The 21,678-nt window shown below is 48.1% G+C and carries 18 protein-coding genes; 5 read left to right on the forward strand and 13 right to left on the reverse strand.

Translation table 11 applies throughout. The features are described 5' to 3' along the window. Positions 1-3: 3 nt before the first annotated feature. The 7 genes from C5O22_RS11120 to C5O22_RS11150 all read right to left on the reverse strand — a co-directional run bounded on the left by C5O22_RS11120 (position 4) and on the right by C5O22_RS11150 (position 7,126). A complete protein-coding gene (locus C5O22_RS11120; RefSeq protein WP_132781825.1) occupies positions 4-1,512 on the reverse strand; it encodes a MerC domain-containing protein in 1,509 nt (502 codons plus the stop codon). 41 nt (positions 1,513-1,553) lie between these two features. Continuing rightward, complete coding sequence (locus C5O22_RS11125) at positions 1,554-2,180, reverse strand: tetratricopeptide repeat protein (RefSeq protein WP_132781826.1); 627 nt, start codon at positions 2,178-2,180, stop codon at positions 1,554-1,556. Then, the gene (locus C5O22_RS11130; protein ID WP_165910503.1) at positions 2,177-3,157 is read right to left on the reverse strand and encodes a vWA domain-containing protein; all 981 of its coding nucleotides are present in this window, start codon (positions 3,155-3,157) and stop codon (positions 2,177-2,179) included. Before C5O22_RS11130 ends, C5O22_RS11125 begins: the two co-directional genes overlap by 4 nt. Beyond that, entirely contained in the window at positions 3,154-4,167 is a 1,014-nt protein-coding gene (locus C5O22_RS11135) for a VWA domain-containing protein (protein WP_132781829.1), read from the reverse strand. The genes C5O22_RS11130 and C5O22_RS11135 overlap by 4 nt, the downstream gene beginning before the upstream one ends. Then, complete coding sequence (locus C5O22_RS11140) at positions 4,151-5,125, reverse strand: hypothetical protein (RefSeq protein WP_207895380.1); 975 nt, start codon at positions 5,123-5,125, stop codon at positions 4,151-4,153. Before C5O22_RS11140 ends, C5O22_RS11135 begins: the two co-directional genes overlap by 17 nt. 128 nt (positions 5,126-5,253) lie before the next feature. Further along, a complete protein-coding gene (locus C5O22_RS11145; RefSeq protein WP_132781832.1) occupies positions 5,254-6,117 on the reverse strand; it encodes a DUF58 domain-containing protein in 864 nt (287 codons plus the stop codon). 7 nt (positions 6,118-6,124) lie between these two features. Further along, positions 6,125-7,126 (reverse strand): AAA family ATPase, encoded by a 1,002-nt coding sequence (locus tag C5O22_RS11150; protein WP_132781833.1) that lies wholly within the window; start codon positions 7,124-7,126, stop codon positions 6,125-6,127. A gap of 73 nt (positions 7,127-7,199) precedes the next feature. Between C5O22_RS11150 and C5O22_RS11155 the strand changes: the two genes are divergently transcribed. Next, the gene (locus C5O22_RS11155; protein WP_132781834.1) at positions 7,200-8,507 is read left to right on the forward strand and encodes an aminotransferase class I/II-fold pyridoxal phosphate-dependent enzyme; all 1,308 of its coding nucleotides are present in this window, start codon (positions 7,200-7,202) and stop codon (positions 8,505-8,507) included. 108 nt (positions 8,508-8,615) lie between these two features. Here the strand turns inward: C5O22_RS11155 and C5O22_RS11160 are convergent, their stop codons facing one another. After that, a complete protein-coding gene (locus C5O22_RS11160) occupies positions 8,616-9,104 on the reverse strand; it encodes a hypothetical protein (protein ID WP_132781836.1) in 489 nt (162 codons plus the stop codon). A 123-nt stretch (positions 9,105-9,227) separates the two neighbouring features. Here C5O22_RS11160 and C5O22_RS11165 point away from each other — a divergent pair, with 123 nt between their 5' ends. After that, positions 9,228-10,466, forward strand: a complete 1,239-nt coding sequence (locus C5O22_RS11165; protein ID WP_165910504.1) for an extracellular solute-binding protein — start codon at positions 9,228-9,230, stop codon at positions 10,464-10,466. A 146-nt stretch (positions 10,467-10,612) separates the two neighbouring features. Here the strand turns inward: C5O22_RS11165 and C5O22_RS11170 are convergent, their stop codons facing one another. Genes C5O22_RS11170 through C5O22_RS11185 form a run of 4 tightly spaced genes read right to left on the reverse strand, consistent with a single transcriptional unit; the run spans position 10,613 to position 16,285 of the window. After that, the gene (locus C5O22_RS11170; protein ID WP_132781839.1) at positions 10,613-10,909 is read right to left on the reverse strand and encodes a PG0541 family transporter-associated protein; all 297 of its coding nucleotides are present in this window, start codon (positions 10,907-10,909) and stop codon (positions 10,613-10,615) included. Beyond that, positions 10,906-14,004, reverse strand: coding sequence for an efflux RND transporter permease subunit (locus C5O22_RS11175; RefSeq protein WP_132781840.1), 3,099 nt, complete (start codon positions 14,002-14,004; stop codon positions 10,906-10,908). Before C5O22_RS11175 ends, C5O22_RS11170 begins: the two co-directional genes overlap by 4 nt. A 2-nt stretch (positions 14,005-14,006) precedes the next feature. Next, a complete protein-coding gene (locus tag C5O22_RS11180) occupies positions 14,007-14,987 on the reverse strand; it encodes an efflux RND transporter periplasmic adaptor subunit (RefSeq protein WP_132781842.1) in 981 nt (326 codons plus the stop codon). Between the two features lie 2 nt (positions 14,988-14,989). Beyond that, positions 14,990-16,285: a TolC family protein gene (locus C5O22_RS11185; RefSeq protein WP_165910505.1), complete on the reverse strand. Its 1,296-nt coding sequence runs from the start codon at positions 16,283-16,285 to the stop codon at positions 14,990-14,992. A gap of 177 nt (positions 16,286-16,462) precedes the next feature. Between C5O22_RS11185 and C5O22_RS11190 the strand changes: the two genes are divergently transcribed. The 3 genes from C5O22_RS11190 to pncA are packed head-to-tail and all read left to right on the forward strand — an operon-like array spanning position 16,463 to position 19,310. Then, a complete protein-coding gene (locus tag C5O22_RS11190; protein WP_132781845.1) occupies positions 16,463-17,188 on the forward strand; it encodes a response regulator transcription factor in 726 nt (241 codons plus the stop codon). Further along, positions 17,185-18,684: a sensor histidine kinase gene (locus tag C5O22_RS11195; RefSeq protein ID WP_132781846.1), complete on the forward strand. Its 1,500-nt coding sequence runs from the start codon at positions 17,185-17,187 to the stop codon at positions 18,682-18,684. The genes C5O22_RS11190 and C5O22_RS11195 overlap by 4 nt, the downstream gene beginning before the upstream one ends. A gap of 17 nt (positions 18,685-18,701) precedes the next feature. Beyond that, positions 18,702-19,310: a bifunctional nicotinamidase/pyrazinamidase gene (gene pncA, locus C5O22_RS11200; RefSeq protein WP_132781847.1), complete on the forward strand. Its 609-nt coding sequence runs from the start codon at positions 18,702-18,704 to the stop codon at positions 19,308-19,310. A gap of 26 nt (positions 19,311-19,336) precedes the next feature. Here pncA and C5O22_RS11205 read toward each other — a convergent pair whose 3' ends face one another. After that, complete coding sequence (locus tag C5O22_RS11205) at positions 19,337-21,583, reverse strand: HD domain-containing phosphohydrolase (protein WP_132781849.1); 2,247 nt, start codon at positions 21,581-21,583, stop codon at positions 19,337-19,339. Positions 21,584-21,678 lie beyond the last annotated feature (95 nt).

The raw sequence follows: 21,678 nt of genomic DNA on the forward strand, positions 1-21,678 counted from the left end.
TCGTTAATAAAAATACAGTTTTTCCCTCTGGATCCACCCAATCTCTTGATGGGAAAGCACCACATAACACCAGGGAGAGGACAACACCTGCACCAGGACCCTTTCTCCCGCTTTCACGGCAGTTCCCTTCCTGCTTTGTTTTGCCTCATCCTCGGTAAAATACGGAAGTTGATACAAGGAGGTTGTCTCCCCTATGATCGCAGGCCTTCCTCCATAGATTATCCGGGGGAAAAAAGAGGTACCACCGTACCACACCACAAAAAATAAAATCAACAAGAAAAAGGTTACGGCCCCAAGGGGAAACAGCCTTTTATGGGTTTGATAGGGTTTATAGCCAAAGCTCCACCAGAGCCATCCACCAATGCCAATAAGAATTAGCAATACAAAAAAATACATCCAGAAAAGGGGATATTCATCTGGACCAGACGGCAGCCCCAGCTTCTCTTCAAGGATCCTACGGGGGCCACGATACAGAAACCCCACGGGGCTATCCCGCTCAAGGCGACGCACAGCACCAAGGGCTTTCCCATACTCCCCATTTTTCCACAGGGGAAGCACCTGCGTTTCTACAGAGGGGGCAAGCAGGGCTGTGAGAAAAGAGGGGACCCCCTCAAACAACGCAGCAATGTCTTCTCCTTCTTTTAGAACCTGGTGGGGGCCATCCTCCTTCTTTTGGGAAGTTGCTCTGGCCGAAGTAAGTTCCCGACTTTTCGCGGGGGATTCCCTGGCGGCTGGTCTTTCTGTCACCAATCCCCTACGATTTTCTCCAGCAAGCGCAGACCCTACACGCACCTCCTGCACAGGGCTTTTAAGCACCGCCCCCTGTCCCGTCCGCAACACTACCTCAGGAAGCATAAGAGCCCCCTCCCGCAGAGGAGTAAGGGTAAGCCGGAGAACCTCAAAAGAGTCATTTCCTCCCACCGTTTCAGAAGCCCCCCCTGGAGAGGGAATAGCGGTCTGTTCCACGATCCAATCGGGATGTAACGAGACCTGACTCGTCCAATCCTGTAGGTTTCCTTTAAAAAAGCTTCCCCTTTCACCTAGAACCAACCGGACCTCTGTTGCACTTCCAACTCTAAATCCCGTAGGGGGCAGTTCCCAGCTAAGGGGGGGAAGGGCTTCTTCCTGTCGAGTTATCCCTCCCACATCAGGAGTATCCAGAACAGAAAGAAACACCGGGGCCACCGCATATTCCTTCCCCTGGATACGGACAGTGTAGGGGCCAACCTTCTCCTGAATTACTTGCCGGGGAATAAAATAAAAGCGAATGCGGCTGATCCGCGGCTCCGTAAAGCCCATCTCGGGTCGAGCCCTCTGGACATCCCGAATTATCCGGTCCAGGACAAGTTGCGGAGGCAACGGTGGGAAGAGGATTTCTACCCCCGAAGGGTCGGGGAAATCAACAAAGAAGGTAAAGCATACTTCCTGATTCACCAGCGGGGTAGAAGGGCTTATCTCGAGTATGACCGGTCGAGAAGCAGGCTCTTCCGCACAAAGAAGGCCTCCCATCATCACACCCCATACACCGAGGCCTATTGTGGCCCATAGGATGCTTAATAATCCAGAGGAACCGGTTCTGTATCTTCCCCTCGAGGGCTTTTCCATAGTGTTCCTTCCCGCTGTCTAAGATATTCAAAAAGCACTGTTCCTGCGTCTTTTTTTCTACTCATTTCCATAGAATGGATAGTTCCCGTATGGGCCTTCTTCTGTTCCAGGGCTTTAAGGGCCAGTTCCAGATTCCGTTTTGCCGTTCCTTCTGAAGGTTTTAGGATTAAGGCAGAACGAAAATCACTCAGGGCCCCTTCATAATTTTCGAGCACATACCGGACATAGCCCCGGTTATACCATATTCGGAAGAGTAACTCCCTGTTTTTCTGAGGGACCGCCTCTGGCTCTTGCATCTGGAGTTCCTCTAATAACCGGGAATACCGAAGTTCCGCCTGTTCATATTCTCCTAAAGAAAGGGCCAGGGTGGCAAGATTATACATGCCGTAGGGATACACGTCGCGGTCCGTAAGACTCAACTGAAAGGCCCCCAGGGCCTCCGAAGGGTGATTTCGTTCCATATGGTATACCCCTCGGACCACTTCCCAGGAAGCTCTGACCCAGGAACTACAGGAACTGGCCAATACCAGGGAACCGGCCATTCCAAGACACCACAGAAAACGTCCGCATCTCATTTGGTACGCTTCCTTTTTGAAACCAGAATCTCCGGGAGGAAAAGACTTCCCAGGGCAAGCAAGATAAAGAACGGTCGTTGATCTATCACTTCTTTTCGAACATCAAAGGGTTGGGTCTCCCCAGAAAGGAAAGGTTTTAGAAAATCGATAAGCCGAAGCACCACATCTTCCTGAGCCCCATCTACATAGATGCCACCCCGTATCAGGGCGAGTTTTTGTAAAAAATCTCTCCTGAGGGTACTTATAATGGGAGTCCCCTTTTGGCTACTTACCCCTTTAACAGGAACGGGCCCCCCTTCAGGGGTTCCCACCCCAACGACCCCAAACCTCAGGGATTTTTCGCCGGAAAGAGAAAAAGCCCCTTCTTCCCCGCCGCTCAATGTTTCTCCATCAGAAAATAAAAGCACCACCTTCCGAGTAGCCAACTCTGGGGAAAAGGCTTCCTCAGCGACCTCCACCAGGGCTGAAAGGTTTGTCCCCCGGGAGGAGTATATGTCCGGCGAAAGGTCCTGGATCATTCGTTGCACCGATTCTGTGTCGCTGGTAAGAGGAACCGCAAGAACCGCCTGTCCCTTTCCCAGCGCCACACCGCAGTGAAACAAGAAACCCTCTTGTTCAAGCTGGGAAAGAACTTCCAAGGCTATCTTCTTTGCCCTTTCCAATCGGTTGGGGGAAATATCTTCCACCAACATGCTGTTCGAAACATCAAAGGCAAACAGGAGATCCAGACCACTGCGTCGTTCCGGGATAGTTCGTGTTCCCCAGCGGGGGCCCGCCAGGGCTATGATAAGAAAGGCCAGGGAAAGAAGCATACAAGAATCCCGGCTTTTGCTCCGTTTTTTTATATACTCCGCATCTAAAGGGGCGCTCAGCTGCTCCAGGGATACCCAACGGCGCTGCCGTTCCCTATATAAGACAATCCAAAGGGGTATCAATCCTACAAATAACCAGAGAAATTGGGGATGTTCAAGTCTCATACAAGCTCCCGCAAAAGGATGCGACGAATAATCCAAAACACAACGAGAAGAATCACACCCCATTCTAAAAAGGGTTTCAGTAGCGAATGACGGACCGCCACATGGACTACCCGGCTAGTCTTTTTAGAAGAACGGTCTACCCGGGTAAAGGCCTTTTCGAGGGATTCTACCGAATCGGCCACCATAAAGCCCCCGCCTCCTTTTTCTGCCAGGGACATCAGGGACTGAACATCATAGCGGGATTCGAAGGTTCCCACCCGTCGTTCCCCTGTAGAGGGGTCCGTATAGTCGAGGGGTACTTCTCCCTGGCGTCCCACCCCAATGACCCAGAAGGACAGCCCCAGATCCTTTATAATTTCTGCGGCCCTATCGGGATGAATCGAGCCGGCATTGTTTTCTCCATCCGTAAGAAGCACTACCATGGGCGCAGATCCTTCTTTGAGATTGGCCATCTTCTGGGTATGAAACGCAGCCAGGGCCAGCCCCATTCCAATGGCGGTTCCATCTCCCAGTTCACCCAGTTTCAGATTGTTCAATCGTTTAAAGAAGGTCCCGTGATCTATCGTAGGAGGAACCAAGAGGGCCGCATCGCGACCTACCGCCACAAGGCCTAAGGCATCGGCGGGTCGCAGCCCCGCCAGACGCTGAATCACCGCTTTTGCGGCCTCCAGACGATTCTTTCCTCCCATGTCGAGGGCTGCCATACTGGGGCTTACATCCAGCACAAACATGATCTCCTGTCCCCGTTCAAGGTAGAAGGGCTTGTTTTCCACCAGCTGCGGATTACCAGCGGCAATAATCAGGAGCAATATCCCTAACCACTCCCCCGCTCGGCTACACCATAACATGATACGCCAATCATACCGGAGACCAAAGGTGTTTCCTCCCGGTGCGCCAAGAGGAACGGTAAAGAGAACGGACCTTTTCCCATACCGCCTCCACAACCACAGGAGAGAAAAAAGTCCCGCCATCACCAGTACATATTGGGGATATTCAAATTGAAAAAACATTAGCCTTCTCCACCCTTCTAGTTTCCCCTTCTGGTATGCCAGCACCTTTGTTAGCAGCAATCCGCCAGCGTTCTATTTTTTCCATCACCTCTTTTACTAAGGAGAGAATTTCTTCCGCCGAAACTCTTTTTTTCTGGGGATCCCCAAAACGCACCTTATCAAAAAGAGAAAACAAAGCCACGAGGGGCTCCCCCAGTCCCTCTATGGCAAGCACCTTCTCATGGTGCCTCATTTCATCAGTAGTTAAGGCAAAACAGTCCCATTCCGCCCGATCGCGCAAATACCCGCGGATGGTTTGAGCAAGGAGGGCACAATCTTCTCCTTCAAGGTCTTTCTTCGTGGCGAGGGAACCAACAAGCCGTTGTAGGGAAACAAGGGCCTTTCTCTTTCTTCTCAATTCCCGATACCTGGCGAGCATGGCAGGCCCCCGGGTGGGGATTCCGATAAGGAGGCCCACCGCGAGAAGAGACCCTCCTCCTACCAGGGATAGAAACAACACCGTACCGGGGGCCCAGAGGGGCCGTTCATAGGGCGCGAGGACAGGGCTCCCCTTCTCTTCAGAAAGAACGGACGCTATGGGAATCGATACATTCTTTAATGTGAAGGGGCCAATGGTAAGCGGTGGCAACAGGACATTCCCCGGCCGATAGGCCGCAAAATCAATAAGGATGGTAGAAAATTTGTTGCCCGGCACCAGTTCTACTCCAAAAAGAACGAGTTCCGTACTTTTTGGTAGAGGGCCTTTTAACTCTACCCGTTCTAGGGGGACGGCAGCAGGATTCGGCACCTTCAGGTACACCCGGGCCCGGTCTCCCACATACACTACCGAAGGAACCAATTGAACGGTATATCCTTCGCCCTGATTCTGAGGGTATAGCCATCCCCCTATCACGAGCCATAGATATATTAAAAAAGTTCGTGCATGAAACCGCACTTTTTTAATCTGAGAAAAAATCAAACCAGGCTCCCTTTTTACCCACCCCATCCATTGACACGGCAATCCATCCTTCCTTCTGGGGAAAACCGAGTCACGGTGCCAATTTTCTTTTCTGGATCCCAGACCTGTATGTTTTTGCCATTCCATAGTTATTGTCGCCGATTAAAGAAGGCCCGTAGAGCCTTATAGGGATCCTCGGCAGTAGAAATCGCAAGATATCCCACATCATAGCGCCGAGCTACCTGTTGTACATAGATCCGCCGTTCTTCCTGCCAGCTTTGCCATTCCCGGTTGAACCCTTTAAGGTGGGTAGGAACCACCATGCTTCGCTGGCTTTCAGGATCCTGAAGGGGTACCGTCCCCAGGGAGGGGAAATCCTTTTCATTCGGATCCACCAGATGGATCAACAAAAGATCGTGGCGATTTGCCAATCTTCCGAGGCTCTGCTCCCAGGCGGTACAGTAAAAATCCGAAATAACCACCAGGAAACTCTTTCTTTTCAGACTTCCCCCCAGAAAGTCAAAGGCCTTATCAAGACGGGACTCTGTCCCATCGCAGGGGATATCCAGGGCCCGAAGGATGAGTTCCATTACGGCGGGGAAATTTTTACGGGCCTCCAGGTAGGAGGTCACTTCCTCCGAAAAGAAAAGAGCCCCCACCCGCCGTCCCATTCGTTGGGCCGAAAAAGCGAGGAGGGCACCCACAAGCAGGGCCTGGTCTATACGCCGGACCCGGGAGGGACTTCCCATGGAAGCAGAAAAATCCACGATCAGATAGAGGGGCATTTCCCGTTCTTCCTGAAACAACTTTACATAGGGATGATTAAAACGGGCCGTAACATTCCAATCGATGGTTCGCACATCATCCCCTACTTCATAGGGACGGACCTCAGAGAATTCCATTCCCTGGCCCTTAAAGAGGGAACGGAATTCCCCTGACACCACATCCCAGGAAAGCCCCCTGGCAAGGATCGGGAAGGTTCGGATTTTTTCCAGCAATTCCCTTCTGGTCATGATGTTCTTACGGAACCGGCACAAAAGCAAGAAGGCGTTCGATTATGGCATCCTGATTAAGGCCATCGGCAACCGCCTCATAGGAAAGAATCAACCGATGCCGAAGCACCAGGGGGGCCACCGATTTTACATCCTCTGGCAGCACATAGGACCGTCCTTCAAAAAGGGCCCGTACCCGGGCACAGCGGGCCAGGGCTATAGATGCCCGGGGGGAGGCCCCAAAGGAAATATAGCGGTATACGTCGTCCCGCAGGGGCCGCTTTCCTTGATGAGAAGACTCAGGTCGTGTGGCATGGACAAGGGCGGTAATATACGAAAGGATAGCCTTATCAAGCACTACCTCTTCTGCCAGGCGTTGAAGCCCTTCCAGACCGCCGTCTCGTAACAGGGGCTGGATCTCATCAAGACGCCGATTCGACTCAGGGGTGGCAAGGTGCAGAGAAACAATGGCGTCTTCCTCTTCTTTAGAAGGATAGGGAACTCGAATTTTTATCAAAAAACGGTCCAGTTCGGCCTCCGGTAATTCATAGGTTCCCTCATGTTCAATAGGATTTTGCGTGGCAAACACTATAAAAGGTTCGGGTAGGGTAAGGGATTCATCCCCAATGGTTACCTGATGTTCTTCCATTGCCTCGAGAAGGGCCGATTGCACCTTCGCAGGGGCCCGATTAATCTCATCGGCCAGCACTATATTCGCAAAAAGAGGCCCCCGTCGGACCACAAAGGCACCCGTTTTTTGTTCCCAGACAAGGGTCCCCGTAATATCGGCCGGCAAAAGATCAGGGGTAAACTGTATCCGCTTATACGAAAGACCGGTGAGACGGGCTAAGGTTTTTACAAGCCGGGTCTTTGCAAGCCCTGGGGCCCCTTCTAAAAGCACATGCCCTCCCGTTATGAGGGCCATAAGCAGGTCCCGAACTACCGCATCCTGTCCGACAATCGTTTTTTTACATTCGGTAAGGCACCGCTCCAGAAGGACTGCGGCGCTGGGTTGTTCCGTTGCTTTCATATTTCCATTGTATCGGTAACAAAAAAACATGACAATATTGACAAGGGAAGAACAAACTTTTAGATTTCCAGCTATGAATACTCTTGCGGTAGAACTTAATACCATCCTTGATGAAAACGTGGCGGGCCGTCTTCTCTCCTCCCTGGGAAAGCGGCTGTATTTTCCAAAAGGGATTATAGCCCAGTCTGCGGAGGCAAAGAAATTTGCCCACCGGGCAAACGCCACCATCGGAATGGCCTATGAGGGGGGGCGGCCCCTCATCCTTTCAGCCATCGCGGAAGGAATGCCTACCTTATCCGCCCTTGAAGCGGTGGCATACGCCCCCACGGCCGGCGTAGAAACCGTTCGTTCCGCATGGAAAGAGAGTATTTGTGAAAAGAATCCGACCCTTGATCCGGAAGGGATCTCGTTGCCTGTGGTGGTACCCGGATTAACGGGCGGAATTTCCTACATAGCAGACCTTTTCCTTGATGAGACCACGGATATCCTCATCAGTGACCCCAGCTGGGATAACTATCCCCTTATCTTTAAAGATCGCAGAGGAAGCGGGGTTACCGAAGTTCCCTTCTTTGGCAAAGGCACAGGTCTTAACCTTCCTGCCATTCGAGAAGCTATTCACCGAATGGCCAAGACCGGGAAGGTGCGACTGATTCTCAATTTCCCCAATAACCCCTCTGGCTACTCTCCTACCACGGCAGAAGCCATGGAACTCGTAAACATCATTAAAGAAGTCGCAGAAAAAGGGGCTGATGTTCTCGTCATTTGTGACGATGCCTACTTTGGTCTTGCCTATGAGCCAGAGATCTATGGGGAATCCCTCTTTGGTCCCCTTTCAAAGCTCCATGAACGGGTTCTGGCTGTAAAAATAGACGGTCCCACAAAGGAAGATTACGTATGGGGACTGCGGATGGGCTTTGTTACCTTTGGCTGTAAAGGGATGACGCAGGAAACCTACGAAGCCCTGGTAAAAAAATTGATGGGAGCTATCCGTTCTTCGGTGTCCTGTTCTAACACCCCCGCCCAGTACTTCATGCTTAAGACGATGGCCGATCCCCGGAGCAAAGAAGAAAAGGCCCGATTTAAATCGATGCTCCAGAGGAGATACCAGGCGGTAAAACAATTTCTTAGTTCCCAGGGAACTCATCCGGTACTACAGGCCCTCCCCTTTAATTCGGGATACTTCATGTGTTTCGTGTGTACCGGCGTAAGCGCCGAAGAAATCCGACAGAAACTTTTAAAGGAGGAAGGGATCGGCACCATCGCCTTGGGAGATCGGTACCTTCGGTTTGCCTTTTCCAGTGTAGAAGAGCATCTCATTCCCGAAACCCTCAACGCCCTCTACCGGGTGGCAAGTTCTCTAGCCCAATCAAAGAAGGGATAGGGGCTTCCTAGGGGAAAGGAAGTAAAGTGCATTCACTTTACAGCGGAGACGCCCCCTCCTTTAAGAAGGAAAGGGGGCTTCTCTCTGACGCTGGTGAAGAGCTTCCCGCTATTCCCCTACGAGTTGGCGCCCGACTTCGGCAAGCTCCGGTATTTGAAGATACAGTGGCGCAATTCCCTTCGCCTGGGCATATTCTTTATCAAGAGAAACCAGCTTAACATATAGTTCATTCACCATATCAGAAAAAATTCGAAGGTTAGAAGGAAAGGCATTCATCGCCATTTCCCGAAACACCCGATCTGCATCAGAGGTTTTCACCGTTCCGATGCGGTTACGAATGCTTCCACTTAACTCTTTCCGGGCTAAAGCAACAAAGCGGGCACAGGCAATTATCTGCCGATATAATTCATCCAGATGAAATCCCTGGTAACGATACTGTTCTATTTTTTCGGTGAATGTTTCAATAAGGTCCCATGATTGATTATCTAAAGGAAGATATAAAAGGGCTGGTCGAATAAATCGGTTCGCAATATTCGTGCGATAATGATCGCCGATTCGTTCTATGAGTCGAATTATGTCTGGTTCCCGGATCTGCATGGTCCTATACTAGACTGGATTTTTCTAATTGACAAGCATACGAGGCAAGAATAGCATGGGCCTATGAAATCATTCTTTTCTTCTCTTTATCAAATACCAAAAGGGGGTATATCCCTCGTTAGTATGATCCTTTCCGTAATCTTCTTTACCGGTTCCTGTGAGCTCAGCGAACCCCGGGTTATTCAAATATGGACCGATCGGCCCGAACTGGCGGTGTATGGGGAACTATTTAACAGCCAGGAAAGGTCCTATAAAGTTGAGGTTTCATATTATGAAAACCTGAGAGAACAGCTCCTAGAAACCCGCATCTACCCTGACATTGTCATTGGAAGCTGGCTTAAAAGCAGCAGCACCCGTAAGTACTTTAAAGACGTGAATTACTTTTTTGATGAACTACTCCTTAACAAGGCCGCTTTTTACACCCCCCTGCTTGAGCTAGGGAACATTGATGGCAAGCAATATCTTTTACCCGTATCTTTCAATCTTCCCCTCGTACTTTTTCCCCGGGATCAGGCGAGTCTTATCAATAAAGCGGGAATACTTAACCTGGACGATATTCGGGACAGGGGCAAGATGTTTAATCAAAAAAATGAAAGAGGGGAATATCTTCAGATGGGGTTCTCCCCTCGCTGGAGTGATGATTTTTTATATATTACAGCCCGGCTTTTTGGTGCGGCCTTTAGGGAAGGCAATCCTATTGCCTGGAATGGTGGGGCCCTGGAAAAAGGAATGAATTATGTGTATCAATGGAGCATTGAAGTAAATGGCGGACCTCAACAGGAAGACGATTTTGCTTTTAAATATCTCGTTACCCCTCCGCCAGTTCCTCTTAATTCAGGGAAGATTCTTTTTGCCTATCAAGAAAGCCAGAACCTTTTTACCAGCCCCGAAGAACAACGACAAAACCTCGATTTCCGATGGGTAAGTAAGGATAATCGGATTCCTATTATTGAGGGAGAAACTTTTTTAGGAATATACAAAAAAAACAGGGCCAAACGGGCAAGCGACGCCTTTGTTCAATGGTTATATCGAGAAGAAACTCAACGGAAAATTCTAGAATTCTCTAAAAAGATTCGATTAAATGAGCAGGTTTTTGGTATAGCTAACGGTTTTTCTGCGATCCGTTCAGTAAATGAAGAAATTTTCCCGCAATTCTATCCTTTGTTGCTTGGACATATGCCACCGGCGGAATATCTTCTGCCCCCCGAGATTCTTCCCGCCGATTGGCCCCTTATCCGGGAACAGGTTATCCTTCCCTATTTACACGACCGGAGCAAAACCTCCGATAAAAGCCAGATTCAGAGCCTTGAAGGACGTCTTGATGCCTGGAAGAAACAACACAAGGAAACAAAGAAAGGGTGATACGTATAAAAATTTGCCAAATTTGGCAGGAGCCTTTATAATAAAAGGGCCCCTCCAGTGAAGAAGGCCAGAAACTGGAGGAGCCCATCTACTTTTTTAGATACCTTCCCGTTGCTGGTTCAACGAACCGGCGGGAAGGATATCGCCTAGTCCTGAAAGGAGGAACAGGACTCGGTTGTAAATAATTTTATTCCTTCAGCGGGGAAGTTATTTTTTACTACAGCAATCACTTCCTCGACAAGAGGGACTATGCTATCCTTTACATAAGCAAAAAGGATAAAATTTTCTTCAGGCCAGGTAGCATCTCCCAATCGGCGGCGTTCAGGAGTTACCCCCTGTACCACAGGAATAAGGGTATAAGCAAAACCATCGATAGCTGTTTCGAGGCGCGTAGTAATCTCTTCCTGGACTGAACGATTAGCAATAATTTCTATCCGTTTCATCGCTGTTTCTCCTTGGTTTTATGACCTTGATTAAAGTATGAGTAAATAACAGGAATAACAAATAAGGTGATGAAGGTACTTGATGAGAGCCCCCCGATTACGGTAAGCCCAATAGGCTGCACCATCTGGGAATTTTCACTTGGGAAAAAAGCCATAGGAATAAGCCCCAGAATAGTAGTAAGAGTTGTCATCAATACGGGGCGTAACCGGGAAACACCCCCTTGAATACAGGCCTCGGTAAGGGGTGTCCCCCGACGGACAAGCAGATTCGTATAATCAACAAGGATGATGCCATTATTAACCACAATCCCTGCGAGCATCACGAGCCCCATGGCAGTAAACATTGAAAGAGCTTGCCCCGTAATAAGATAGATAATCACCACCCCAATAATTGCAAGGGGAATAGTAAAAAGATTTATGAAGGGATCTTTAAAAGATTCATACTGGCCAGCCATCACTCCAAAAACAAGAAGCACCGCCATTGTAAAAATAAGTATAAACACCACGCCCTGTTCCTGGATATTCTGCCAGGCCCCTTCAAAACTCAGGGTAATTCCGTCGGGGAGTACCATATTTTCATTTATCGCAGCTTTAATTTTTTCTTCTACCCTATCGGCCCGTTCACCACTCGTTATATTAGCCGTTATATGGATTGTCCTATTTTGGTTTTCCCGAACAATACTTACCGGACCAAATCCTTTTTTAAGGGTAGCAAAATTGGAAAGAGGAATACGACCTGAGGTTCCCTGAACAAAAATGCGTTCCAGATCGGGGAGTTGGGCCCTATCACTCTCCTGCAGACGAACCACCACATCGTATTCTTCCCCATTTACTTGATACACCGTTGCCGTAGCACCATCGATACTCGCTTCTATTTCTTTGGCGGCAGCCTGAATACTTACTCCAAATGAATAGGCCCGGTCCCTATCGATAACCACTTCCACCTGGGGAAGCCCTTCTGTAAGATCCATGGTTGGCTCTGAAACATCCGAAACGTGATTTTTAATGACTTCTATTATTTCCTTGGCTGTACTAATACCAGTTTTTAAATCCATCGCTCTCAGGACAATATCAATATCTGACCCTCCTTGAAGTTGCTGGGCTCGACCGGCAGAAAAACTAAAAGAAACAGCGGGAAATTCAGAAAAATGTCGACGAAGTTTTACTTTTGCGCTTTCCGAATCGTCTACACCCTTTTTGGCTGATTCAAATTGAATGGTAAGGGAGCCGCTATAACTGGAAGAGCTCCCCCACATCCCACCACTTCCTACATTGGTGATAATACTTTTTATTCCCTGAATTTCTTGCCGGGCATACGATTCCATCTGTCGGAGAACCTTTTCTGTCTCGGTAAGAGTTGTTCCTACTGGAAGAGTAGCCTGCAAAGTCACTGAATCATCCCCAAAACGGGGCATAAAAGAAATATTCATCCGTGGGAGCAGGGCAATACTGACCGCCAATACTCCAACAACCACAATGAGTACCGTAGGACGATGATGCATGGCCACAGTAAGTAATTTTTGATAGGCCTTTTCAACCCCTTCTATAGCACTTTCCAGAATTCTATCAAGGTACTGCAAGAAACGGTTATGCAGAGGGCGTTCTTTCCGCGTTGTAAGGACAAGATACTTACTTGCCAGAACAGGAACAAGGAAAATAGCAACCAATAGACTGGAAAGGAGGGCAATAAAGATTGTAAAAATTGTATCTTGAAATAGTTGACCAAGCATCTCCAGTCGATTTTTAAAAAATATAAGGGGAATAAAGACACAGATAGTAGTAAGATTAGAGGAAATCACGGCAGACATCATTTCGTGGCTTCCTAGAATGGCCGCCACATCCGGCCGGGCCCCCCGCTCCCGGTATTTATAAATGTTTTCTATCATGACAATCGAAGCGTCCACAATCATACCGACCCCAAGGATAAGTCCCGTGAGAGTCATCATGTTCAGGGTAATTCCCGCGAGTTTCATAGCAAGAAGAGTAATAAGCATAGAAAGGGGGATAGAAATACCAATAATCAGGGTACTCTTTATGCTTCGAAGGAACAAGAAAAGGATTGCCATGGCAAGCATGGCCCCCTGCAATGCGGAATTCACAAGATCATTAATGGTAGAACGAATGGTGGTTGTATCATCGGAAATAATCTCTAAGGAGATATCCGCCGGTAAGGTTTTCCGGATTTCATCCAGTTTTTTATAGACCCCATCTGCTGCAGCCACGGTATTTACACCGCTTTGCTTTTGGATAGAGATGTAAACTCCTGGTGTTCCATTTATATACACCATCGAAGTAGCATCCTCATATCCTTCGCTTACCGTCCCCAAATCAGAAAGTTTTATCCCGTATCCATCTTTTGTGGTTATTACCGTATTGGCAATTTCTGTAACACTCTTGAACTCACCGGTAGTGCGTATGAGGTAATCCTTTATCCCTTCAGTAATCGAACCACCCCCCAATTCCACATTTTGAGTTGCCAGAACGCTGGCCACTCCGGTTACCGTAAGACCATAAGCATCGAGTCGATTCTGGGATAGTTCTACCTTGATGATTTTATCCCGGCCACCCTGAACATTCGCCTGGGCAACCCCATTAACCTGTTCAAGGCGGGGCTGAATATAGTCTTCCGCATAGGCCTTAAGTTGTTCGGCACTCCGGTTCCCCCGGACTGCAATCCGCATGATGGGCATCGAATTAGGATCGAATCTAAAGATCTGGGGAGTACTCGCATCATCAGGAAGACTGTTTTTCACTCGATCAAGTTTATCCCGGATATCATTCACCGCCGTATCCAGATTAGTTCCATAATCGAATTCCAACTCAATACGGCTACTTCCCTCTGATGAAGTGGAGGTCATCTTCTTAAGCCCGCTTAAGTTAGTCAGGACCCCCTCCAGAACTCGGGTCACCGATTTTTCTACTGTTTCTGGCCCCGCCCCTTCATAGGTAGTAGAGACAAAGAGCATCGGCATCGAGGTTTCAGGAAACAGTTCGATAGCCAGGTCCGTCAAGGTATATAATCCTACGATAGCAAGTAGGGCAAAAACCACCGCTACCAGGACAGGACGAGAAACTACATGTTTGGCCACACTCACGATTACTTTCCTCCTGTGCTAATATCCCGGATTACCGTTCCATCAGTAAGATTCTGGGCTCCTTCGGTAACAACCCGTTCCCCTTCTTCCAACCCTGAAAGGATTTCTACCGATCCATCGATAGTGACCCCTTTCACAATACCCCGCCGACTTACCGTATTATCCTGATTCACCACATAGACATACTCGACCCCATCGGAACTATTAATAGCTGTTTCAGGTACGGTGATACGATTTGGATAGACAAGGGTGTTTATTCGAATTCGGGCATACATACCAATTACAATCCCCGGATCACCAGAATCTGTTAGTTTTAAACGCACTTCTCTGGTGCGAGAGGTAGTATTAAGAACTGGAGAAACCTTACTTACCACGGCAGAAAACTTTTTCTCCGGGAAGGCCTCAAAGGAAACAAGGCCTGAAAGGCCCACCTTCATAAGGGCCGCATACCGTTCTGGTACCTGGGTCACAATTTCAAGACGATCTAACACCGCAATCGTCGCTATACTGGTACTGGAAGTAACCGTAGCGCCAACATTCAGAGGGAGTTCCACCACTGTACCAGAGATGGGACTTATGACAGGATTAAGGGCATAACTTGCCCCTGGCTTGGAGGGATCTACTTCCGCGATGACCGTACCTTTTGAGACCTTTGTTCCTACTTCCACCAGCAAGGAAGCAATCTTCCCTCCCGTATCAGGATACACCGCTACGGAGATTTCACTTGCGACTTCTCCATTAACCAGGATATAATCCTGCAAATTCTGGCGTTTTACGGAAGTGCTTTTTACACTTATTCCCTGGGTACCTGCGGCAGTCAGTCCCGCCGTCGGCCCTTCTTTTTTCTGTGGTCCTGTCGCGACATTTCCGCTTGCTTGCGGGAACGCCCCGGCAACAGGGCCATCCTTCTGCCGCGGCCACAGAAGAAGAACGATAACAAGAATAACAAAGATGCCAACTATCACGAAATTCCGACCTTTCATGTTTACCTCCCAAGCGTCCCAAAGGGGAGCCCCAGTGAATATTCAAGATTAAGAAGCGTAATGCTCAAATTATAGGTGTACTCGAGAATCGAATAACGGACTTCCGCAAGGTCGTCCGCCGCATTCTGAACAGATATAAAGTCGGCAAGGCCATTATTGTAGGCCAACTGGGTAAGTTCCAGACTCCGCTGGGCAAGACGTTCATTAGCCTGGTAACTTTCGAGGGCCGTAAGATACTGTTCTATTTCCCGGACGTATGAGCTTCGAGTAAGCTCCGCATTTTTACGGGCATCTTCGATTTGGTAGTGGAGATCCCGAATGGTATCCATGAGTGTATCCCTGCTTTCCCCTGCCGAAGAAAATGGTAAAAGAGAATCCACCGACCAGTTGAGGGCAATACTTAGCGATCCCTGATCTACCCAGTTAGAAGTGGTTCCCCCTGCAGTTGGTTGATAGGTCCAGGAAAAGGAAAGGCTTGGCAGGGTAGTACTGGCCACGGTGGCTTTGCGGTTCATTTCGGCTACTATTAATTGGGAACGCAAACTCTGTTCATCGGGGGAAGGAGAAGCCTCTTTTAAGAGACGGGTAAGATCTGCTAGTTTCGTTGTGTTTGGCCGTTCCAGTTTTCCTTGAAGGGTTACCACCACGGAACTTTCAATCCCAATGAGTTGTTTTAATGTTTCCAGTTGATTGACATAGCTTGCCCGGGCCGAAACGAGACGGGGCTTCAGGTTTTCTACCGTCACCAGGGCCGAAAGAGCCTCTGTTTCCGAAGCAAGACCGACTTTCTGTTTTTTTAATACCTCTTCATAATTTTTCTGGGCCGTTTGAAGATTTTGAGAAAGAAGCTGCAGATTTTCTTCCGCAAGAAGAAGCCCTTTAAAATATTTACGAACCGACAGTTCCAGACTTTTTTTTGCCTGCTCATAACTTATTTTCTGAGCCTCATATTGCTGTTTTATTGTTTCGATATCGTAGAACGTCCCGACCGATAAACTTAAACTCGTTTTGAGAGAACCATATCGATTCCATTTTGCAAGATCATACGATGCCTCATTCGAGTGAATCGCTCCAACTCCCACCGTAACGGACGGTAAAAACGAATTGAAGGATCTATCCACAGCTCGTTTCTTAGCTTCGAGCGTATTTTGGAAACGGAGCAGACTGATGTTATGAACTGTGGCCCGAACAACCGCATCTTCTTCGGTGAGTACTAATGAAGTTGCATCTTGGGCTGCAGCAATATTTATCAGTCCCGTAAGCAGTATTCCCAAACCGACATACCAATATCGGTTCATATACGAACCTCCCCATAGTATTTGGATACTGGTATAGTACGCAATGAAAACGGAGAGGAACATAAATGGGGCATAAAATAAAAATAACTTTTTGTTATATACGACTGAAAGGAAACCCTATCCCATTGTTGATTTTTGTATTCCCTTTTATACTTTTCTCGAAAACTCAGAGAAACTATGCATGCCCATATATTAGTCATAGAAGACACTAAAGAGATGGCCGAACTCGTGGCCCTTTACTTGCAAAAAGAAGGAATGACCGTGGAGACCGTAGAAACTGCTGAAGAGGGGCTGGGAAGATTACAGCAAAGCCCCTTCGACCTCATTGTTCTGGATATCAATTTACCGGGGATGGATGGATTTCAGTTTCTTACCCATCTCAGACGGGAATATTCGATTCCGGTTTTGATTGTCTCTGCCCGGAATGAGGATGAAGATATCATTACCGGTCTTGGATACGGGGCCGATGAATTTGTAACAAAGCCCTTTTCTCCGAAAGTATTGGTAGCCCGCATCCGGGCCCTTCTCCGAAGAATTCAAGAAAAAGAAGTAAAGGGATACAAAGAAGGCTCTGTTTTTACCTTTGGTCCCTTCACCTTATATACCGAATCCTGTGTACTACGAAAAGGAGAGGAAATCATCCATCTTTCTACCAAAGAATATGGGGTTCTGGAGTATTTAGCTCGTCATTCGGGAAAGCCCAAGAGTCCTGAAGCAATTTATAATGCGGTATGGAAAAATACGTACGGAGACCTCACTACAGTAGCGGTATACATTCAGCGGCTGCGAAAAAAAATTGAAGAAGATCCTGCCAATCCCCAATATATTGAAACAGTACATGGAATGGGGTATCGCTTTAATCCATCGGGTAATTCCTTTGAGCCAGGAGCTAATAATCAATGAAAATTCGCACCCAGTTTTACCTACTTATCGCGGGAATTATTATTATTCCTTTCCTAATTGGGGGAGTGTTTTTTCTTCTCCAAAAACGAAACGAAGTGCAGGTGCAACCGGTACCCGGCTATGAAGATATCGTACGAGCCACAGGGAAACCCATTAATCGCGAAGCATGGGAAGAGATATCCGCCTTTTTATCCCGTCGCCCTCCGTGGGCAGATTTTATCATAACCGACGCTGAACAGAGAATTGTGTTTTCTACCCTTTTTTATTTCAGGCCTGGGATGATACTAAGCGACGGGATGCTCACAGACTACATTCGGGAAAACAGCCATCACTATCTATTCCAGATAGATGCACCAACTCGACTATCCGACGATGGATTGCTCGTTATTACCCAGATTAGTCGAGAAAGGAAACGCCCACCAAACCCTTTTGAACGGATCGTTCAGTACGTAGCTATTATCCTTCTTACCCTGCTTGTTTTTTCGATCACCATGTCCATTATTATTGCTAACTCTATTACCAAATCAGTTCTGGTTTTGGAAGAAACCACCCGCCGAATCGCCGCCGGAGAACTCGACCTCCAGGTACAAGCCCGGGGAAGCAATGAAATCACGAGTCTTACCTCTTCTCTTAACCGGATGCGCCTTGCCCTTAAAGAAGAAGAGATTCGGCGAGCCCGTTTTATCATGGGGGTTTCTCATGATCTTAAAACACCCCTTGCTTTAATTAAGGGATACGCAGAAGCAATTGGCGATGGCATCACAGACGATCCCACTTCCCGAAATCGTTCCATCGAAATCATACTTTCTAAGGTAGAGCAACTCGAAGGGATGATCAATGAACTTATCGATTTTGTACGCATGGACACAAACGAATGGCAGCATCATTTGAGCGAAGTACCGCTCGTTCCTTTTTTACAAACCTTTTGTAATAGGGTGATGGGAGATGCGGAGCTCCTTCACCGGCAGGTTACCTTTAGTATAGAACTCCCTCCAGCCATCCAGGTAAAAATGAATGAAGCCCTCATTACCCGGGCCCTCGAAAATCTGGTGAATAACGCCCTGAGGTATACCTCTCCTGGAGGGTTGGTACATATCTCTGCTATTCTCACCCACAGTGATACAGAAGAACAAGACCGCTCCCCCCACGAAGTATCCACAGGAAACAGAAATCCCAAACAAAGCACCCTAAGATTCCGGAATCAACGGGTAAAATTTTCTGAATTTCAGGAACAAAAAAAAGAGCAGCCATCACGAATTCTTATCCAGGTAACTGACAATGGTATTGGGATTGATGAGGAAGATCTCCCCCGGATCTTTGACCTCTTTTATCGAGGCACCAACTCCCGTCGTGAAGCAGGGATGGGCATTGGTCTTGCTGTCGTAAAGAGCATCCTCGATTCCCATGGGTGGACCATTTCGGTTCATTCTCAAAAGAACAAAGGAAGCGTTTTCACCATTTTCATTCCCCTCTCGGCAGATTCCTTAGTATACTAGTAAGCGAAGGAGTAGGTATGAAAGCCCTCATTGTAGTTGATGTACAGAATGATTTCATTCCTGGCGGATCCCTGCCGGTACCAAAAGGGAACGAGGTGGTTCCCCTCATTAACCGGCTGATGCCATTGTTTCCTCTCGTGGTGGCTACCCAAGACTGGCATCCGGCGGGGCACATAAGCTTCGCCTCTTCCCATCCAGGGAAGCGCCCTCTTGAAGTCATAGATCTCGGGGGGAATCAGCAGGTTCTCTGGCCCGACCACTGTGTACAAGGATCAATTGGTGCCGACTTTGCACCAGGACTTGAGTCCTTTCGTTTTGCAGCCATCATTCGAAAGGGAACGGATCCCCATATTGATAGCTATAGCGGTTTTTACGACAACCGTCGCCAGCGGAGCACCGGCCTGGCAGGATACCTCAGAGAACAGGGGGTAACGGAGGTGTATCTCTGCGGTCTTGCATCAGAATACTGCGTCTTTTATACCGCCCTGGATGCACGAGAAGCAGGTTTTTCCACACACTACATCGAAGACGCGACCCGGCCTATTCAACAAGAGGCCTTTGAAACGGCAAAAAAGAGTATGCAGAAAGAGGGCATCCGGCTTATCCAGAGCGATACGATTTTTTAGAGCGACATAGGTGCGGTACGCCAATCCTACTTTCGGGGAATAGCATCCTGGATAACCAGCAGGGGCACCTCACCAAACATAAAACCATCTTCTTTAAAAAGGGAACAACAGGCTTTTACGACTTCTGCATCATAAAGAATACCTGCCTGCTCCTGGATTTCCTGCAGGGCCTGTTCAATACCCCGGGCAGGTCGATAGGGCCGGTGGGAAGCCAGGGAATCGACCACATCGGCCACACAGATGATTCGACTTTCCAGGTTAATGTTTTCTCCTTCCAGGCCTGCGGGATAGCCGGAACCATTCATTTTTTCATGGTGTTCCAGAACAAACTGCGCGATGGGCTGGGAAAACTGGATATTCCGCAAGATATTGTACGAAACCACCGGATGCTGCCGAATCAGGGCAAGCTCTAGCTCCGAAAGTTTTCCCGGTTTGGAAAGCAGTTCTGAGGGGACCGCAATTTTACCCACATCATGGAGCAGGGCCGCAATGCGGGTTGCCTCTACCCGTTCGGGGTGAAGCCCCATTTTGCGAGCGATGGCTTCTGCCAGGGATGCCACCCGTTGTTGGTGCCCCGCGGTATAGGGGTCCCGGATTTCTACAGCCTGAACCAACGACAGAATAATCCCTTCCGTCAGCATTTTGAGTTGGGCATTCTTAGAACGGAGGCGTTCCTCATTCATCTTGCGTTCGATGGCCATGGCTATCTGGCTGGAAACAAAGTTGAGGATCCGCCGATCATCCTCGCTGTAGGAACGCCCCTCTTTATTCGTGTGGGTAACGAGGGCACCAATGATGGTACCTTCGCCATTCTTTAAGGGTACCCCCAGCCACTGACGGGGCACCGGGTCCGGTACCTTTAACGCATACACAGTGGCGATTTCTTTAATATCTCCTTCAGTAAGTAAAAGGGACTGCCCCTGCCGGATCATAAAAGAAATCAGGCCATCCTGTTGCACCATGGCTTCCCGATGTTCTCCAAAAAGTTCCTTCCCTTCTTCTACATAATAGGGGCAGTGCAAGGTATCCGGCGATTTTTCGTCCAGAAGCAAAATATGCAGGTTTTCTACACTTATCAATTTATTTATGATTCGATGGACAATCTTAAAAAGGGTGTACATATCCCGGGCAAAATAGGCCGCCTCAGAAATACTATACAGGGCCCGCTGAAGCTGCTCACTTTTCTTTTCGTCGGTCACATCATAGGAGAAAATAGCCACTTCACTCACGTTTCCCTGATCGTCAAAAATAGGATAACCCGAATTGTAATAAATATGGCCCGCCTCTTCACATTCCATTTGCTGGGGCTTTCGGGAATTAAGGATGGACTCTACAAAATACTGTTGTAATTCTTGTATTGATTTGGGGAGCAGATCAAAATAGGAGAGTCCAATCATATCCTTTACGGTCCGCTGATACCGAGACGAAAGAGCCCGATTGGCAGACCTTACCGTCCCACGCCGATCAACCAAAACCACCGCCTCTTCAGAGGCATTCAAAATAGCATCCAGGGTCTGTTCTTTTTCTTTTAACTGTTCCGTTGTTTCTACGAGGTTTGAAATATCCCGGATCGCCAGAATAAAACCATCGATGGCGTGCTGGGAATCCCGGAGCAATGAAATATTCAGTAATACCGGCAGGGGTTTACCATCCCGTTGCAACACCTGGGTTTGAAGATTCCGGATTCGCCCCTGTTCTTCGCACCGCGCCAAAAGAGAACGAAATACATCCTGACCAAGAAGAGGGAAAAAAGGATAGACCTCTTTACCTACCACCGGCTCTGAAAACCCAAAAAGTTCCACAAAGGCCCGGTTTATCCGCTCTATTCTACCCTGCCGATTCAAAATGATGACCGGGTCAATCATTCCTTCAATGGTTTGAATAGCGGTTTCCGCCGCTGCGGCCATAGCAAGAGAGGTAGAACGGGCCTCTTGGCTCCGCTTTTCCGTGGTAAGATCAGTAATTATACCAAAAAGGAAAGTTTCTCCTTCTTCTTCTATGAGGCTGGTTTGAAACAAAGCCTGGATGGCCTCTCCCCGCCCATTGATCAATCGCACTTCGTAACACTGTCGTGTTTTTTCCCTAAGTACGTGGAGGTCCCAGAACAATAACTGTTCCGCAACCGGTTTCGGAAAGAGATCAAAGTCATTTTTACCTCTCCATTCTTCATTATTAAAGCCCAGGAGATTCAAAAAAAGGGAATTACAGGCGTGATAGATCCCATCGAGAGTTTTTACATAGGCCGGTGCAGGAATCATGGCGAGGTCCATCATGGTTTTTCATGATATACGGAAATTCAGGAATTGTCGAGAATAAATTTTTTAACAAATTTATTATTTTTTTTCTTTTGTTTTAACTTATTTAAAGG

Origin of the sequence: Treponema sp. J25 (assembly GCF_004343725.1) — a bacterium.
Lineage (GTDB): Bacteria > Spirochaetota > Spirochaetia > Treponematales > Breznakiellaceae > J25.

Bases quoted from the DNA above. Each gene is read 5' to 3' on its own strand.
- C5O22_RS11135 (WP_132781829.1), bottom strand. From the start codon at position 4,167: ATGTTTTTTCAATTTGAATATCCCCAATATGTACTGGTGATGGCGGGA.
- pncA (WP_132781847.1), top strand. From the start codon at position 18,702: ATGAAAGCCCTCATTGTAGTTGATGTACAGAATGATTTCATTCCTGGC.
- C5O22_RS11190 (WP_132781845.1), top strand. From the start codon at position 16,463: ATGCATGCCCATATATTAGTCATAGAAGACACTAAAGAGATGGCCGAA.
- C5O22_RS11205 (WP_132781849.1), bottom strand. From the start codon at position 21,583: ATGATGGACCTCGCCATGATTCCTGCACCGGCCTATGTAAAAACTCTC.
- C5O22_RS11120 (WP_132781825.1), bottom strand. From the start codon at position 1,512: ATGATGGGAGGCCTTCTTTGTGCGGAAGAGCCTGCTTCTCGACCGGTC.
- C5O22_RS11125 (WP_132781826.1), bottom strand. From the start codon at position 2,180: ATGAGATGCGGACGTTTTCTGTGGTGTCTTGGAATGGCCGGTTCCCTG.
- C5O22_RS11145 (WP_132781832.1), bottom strand. From the start codon at position 6,117: ATGACCAGAAGGGAATTGCTGGAAAAAATCCGAACCTTCCCGATCCTT.
- C5O22_RS11170 (WP_132781839.1), bottom strand. From the start codon at position 10,909: ATGAAACGGATAGAAATTATTGCTAATCGTTCAGTCCAGGAAGAGATT.
- C5O22_RS11160 (WP_132781836.1), bottom strand. From the start codon at position 9,104: ATGCAGATCCGGGAACCAGACATAATTCGACTCATAGAACGAATCGGC.
- C5O22_RS11165 (WP_165910504.1), top strand. From the start codon at position 9,228: ATGATCCTTTCCGTAATCTTCTTTACCGGTTCCTGTGAGCTCAGCGAA.
- C5O22_RS11195 (WP_132781846.1), top strand. From the start codon at position 17,185: ATGAAAATTCGCACCCAGTTTTACCTACTTATCGCGGGAATTATTATT.
- C5O22_RS11150 (WP_132781833.1), bottom strand. From the start codon at position 7,126: ATGAAAGCAACGGAACAACCCAGCGCCGCAGTCCTTCTGGAGCGGTGC.
- C5O22_RS11180 (WP_132781842.1), bottom strand. From the start codon at position 14,987: ATGAAAGGTCGGAATTTCGTGATAGTTGGCATCTTTGTTATTCTTGTT.
- C5O22_RS11130 (WP_165910503.1), bottom strand. From the start codon at position 3,157: ATGAGACTTGAACATCCCCAATTTCTCTGGTTATTTGTAGGATTGATA.
- C5O22_RS11155 (WP_132781834.1), top strand. From the start codon at position 7,200: ATGAATACTCTTGCGGTAGAACTTAATACCATCCTTGATGAAAACGTG.
- C5O22_RS11185 (WP_165910505.1), bottom strand. From the start codon at position 16,285: ATGAACCGATATTGGTATGTCGGTTTGGGAATACTGCTTACGGGACTG.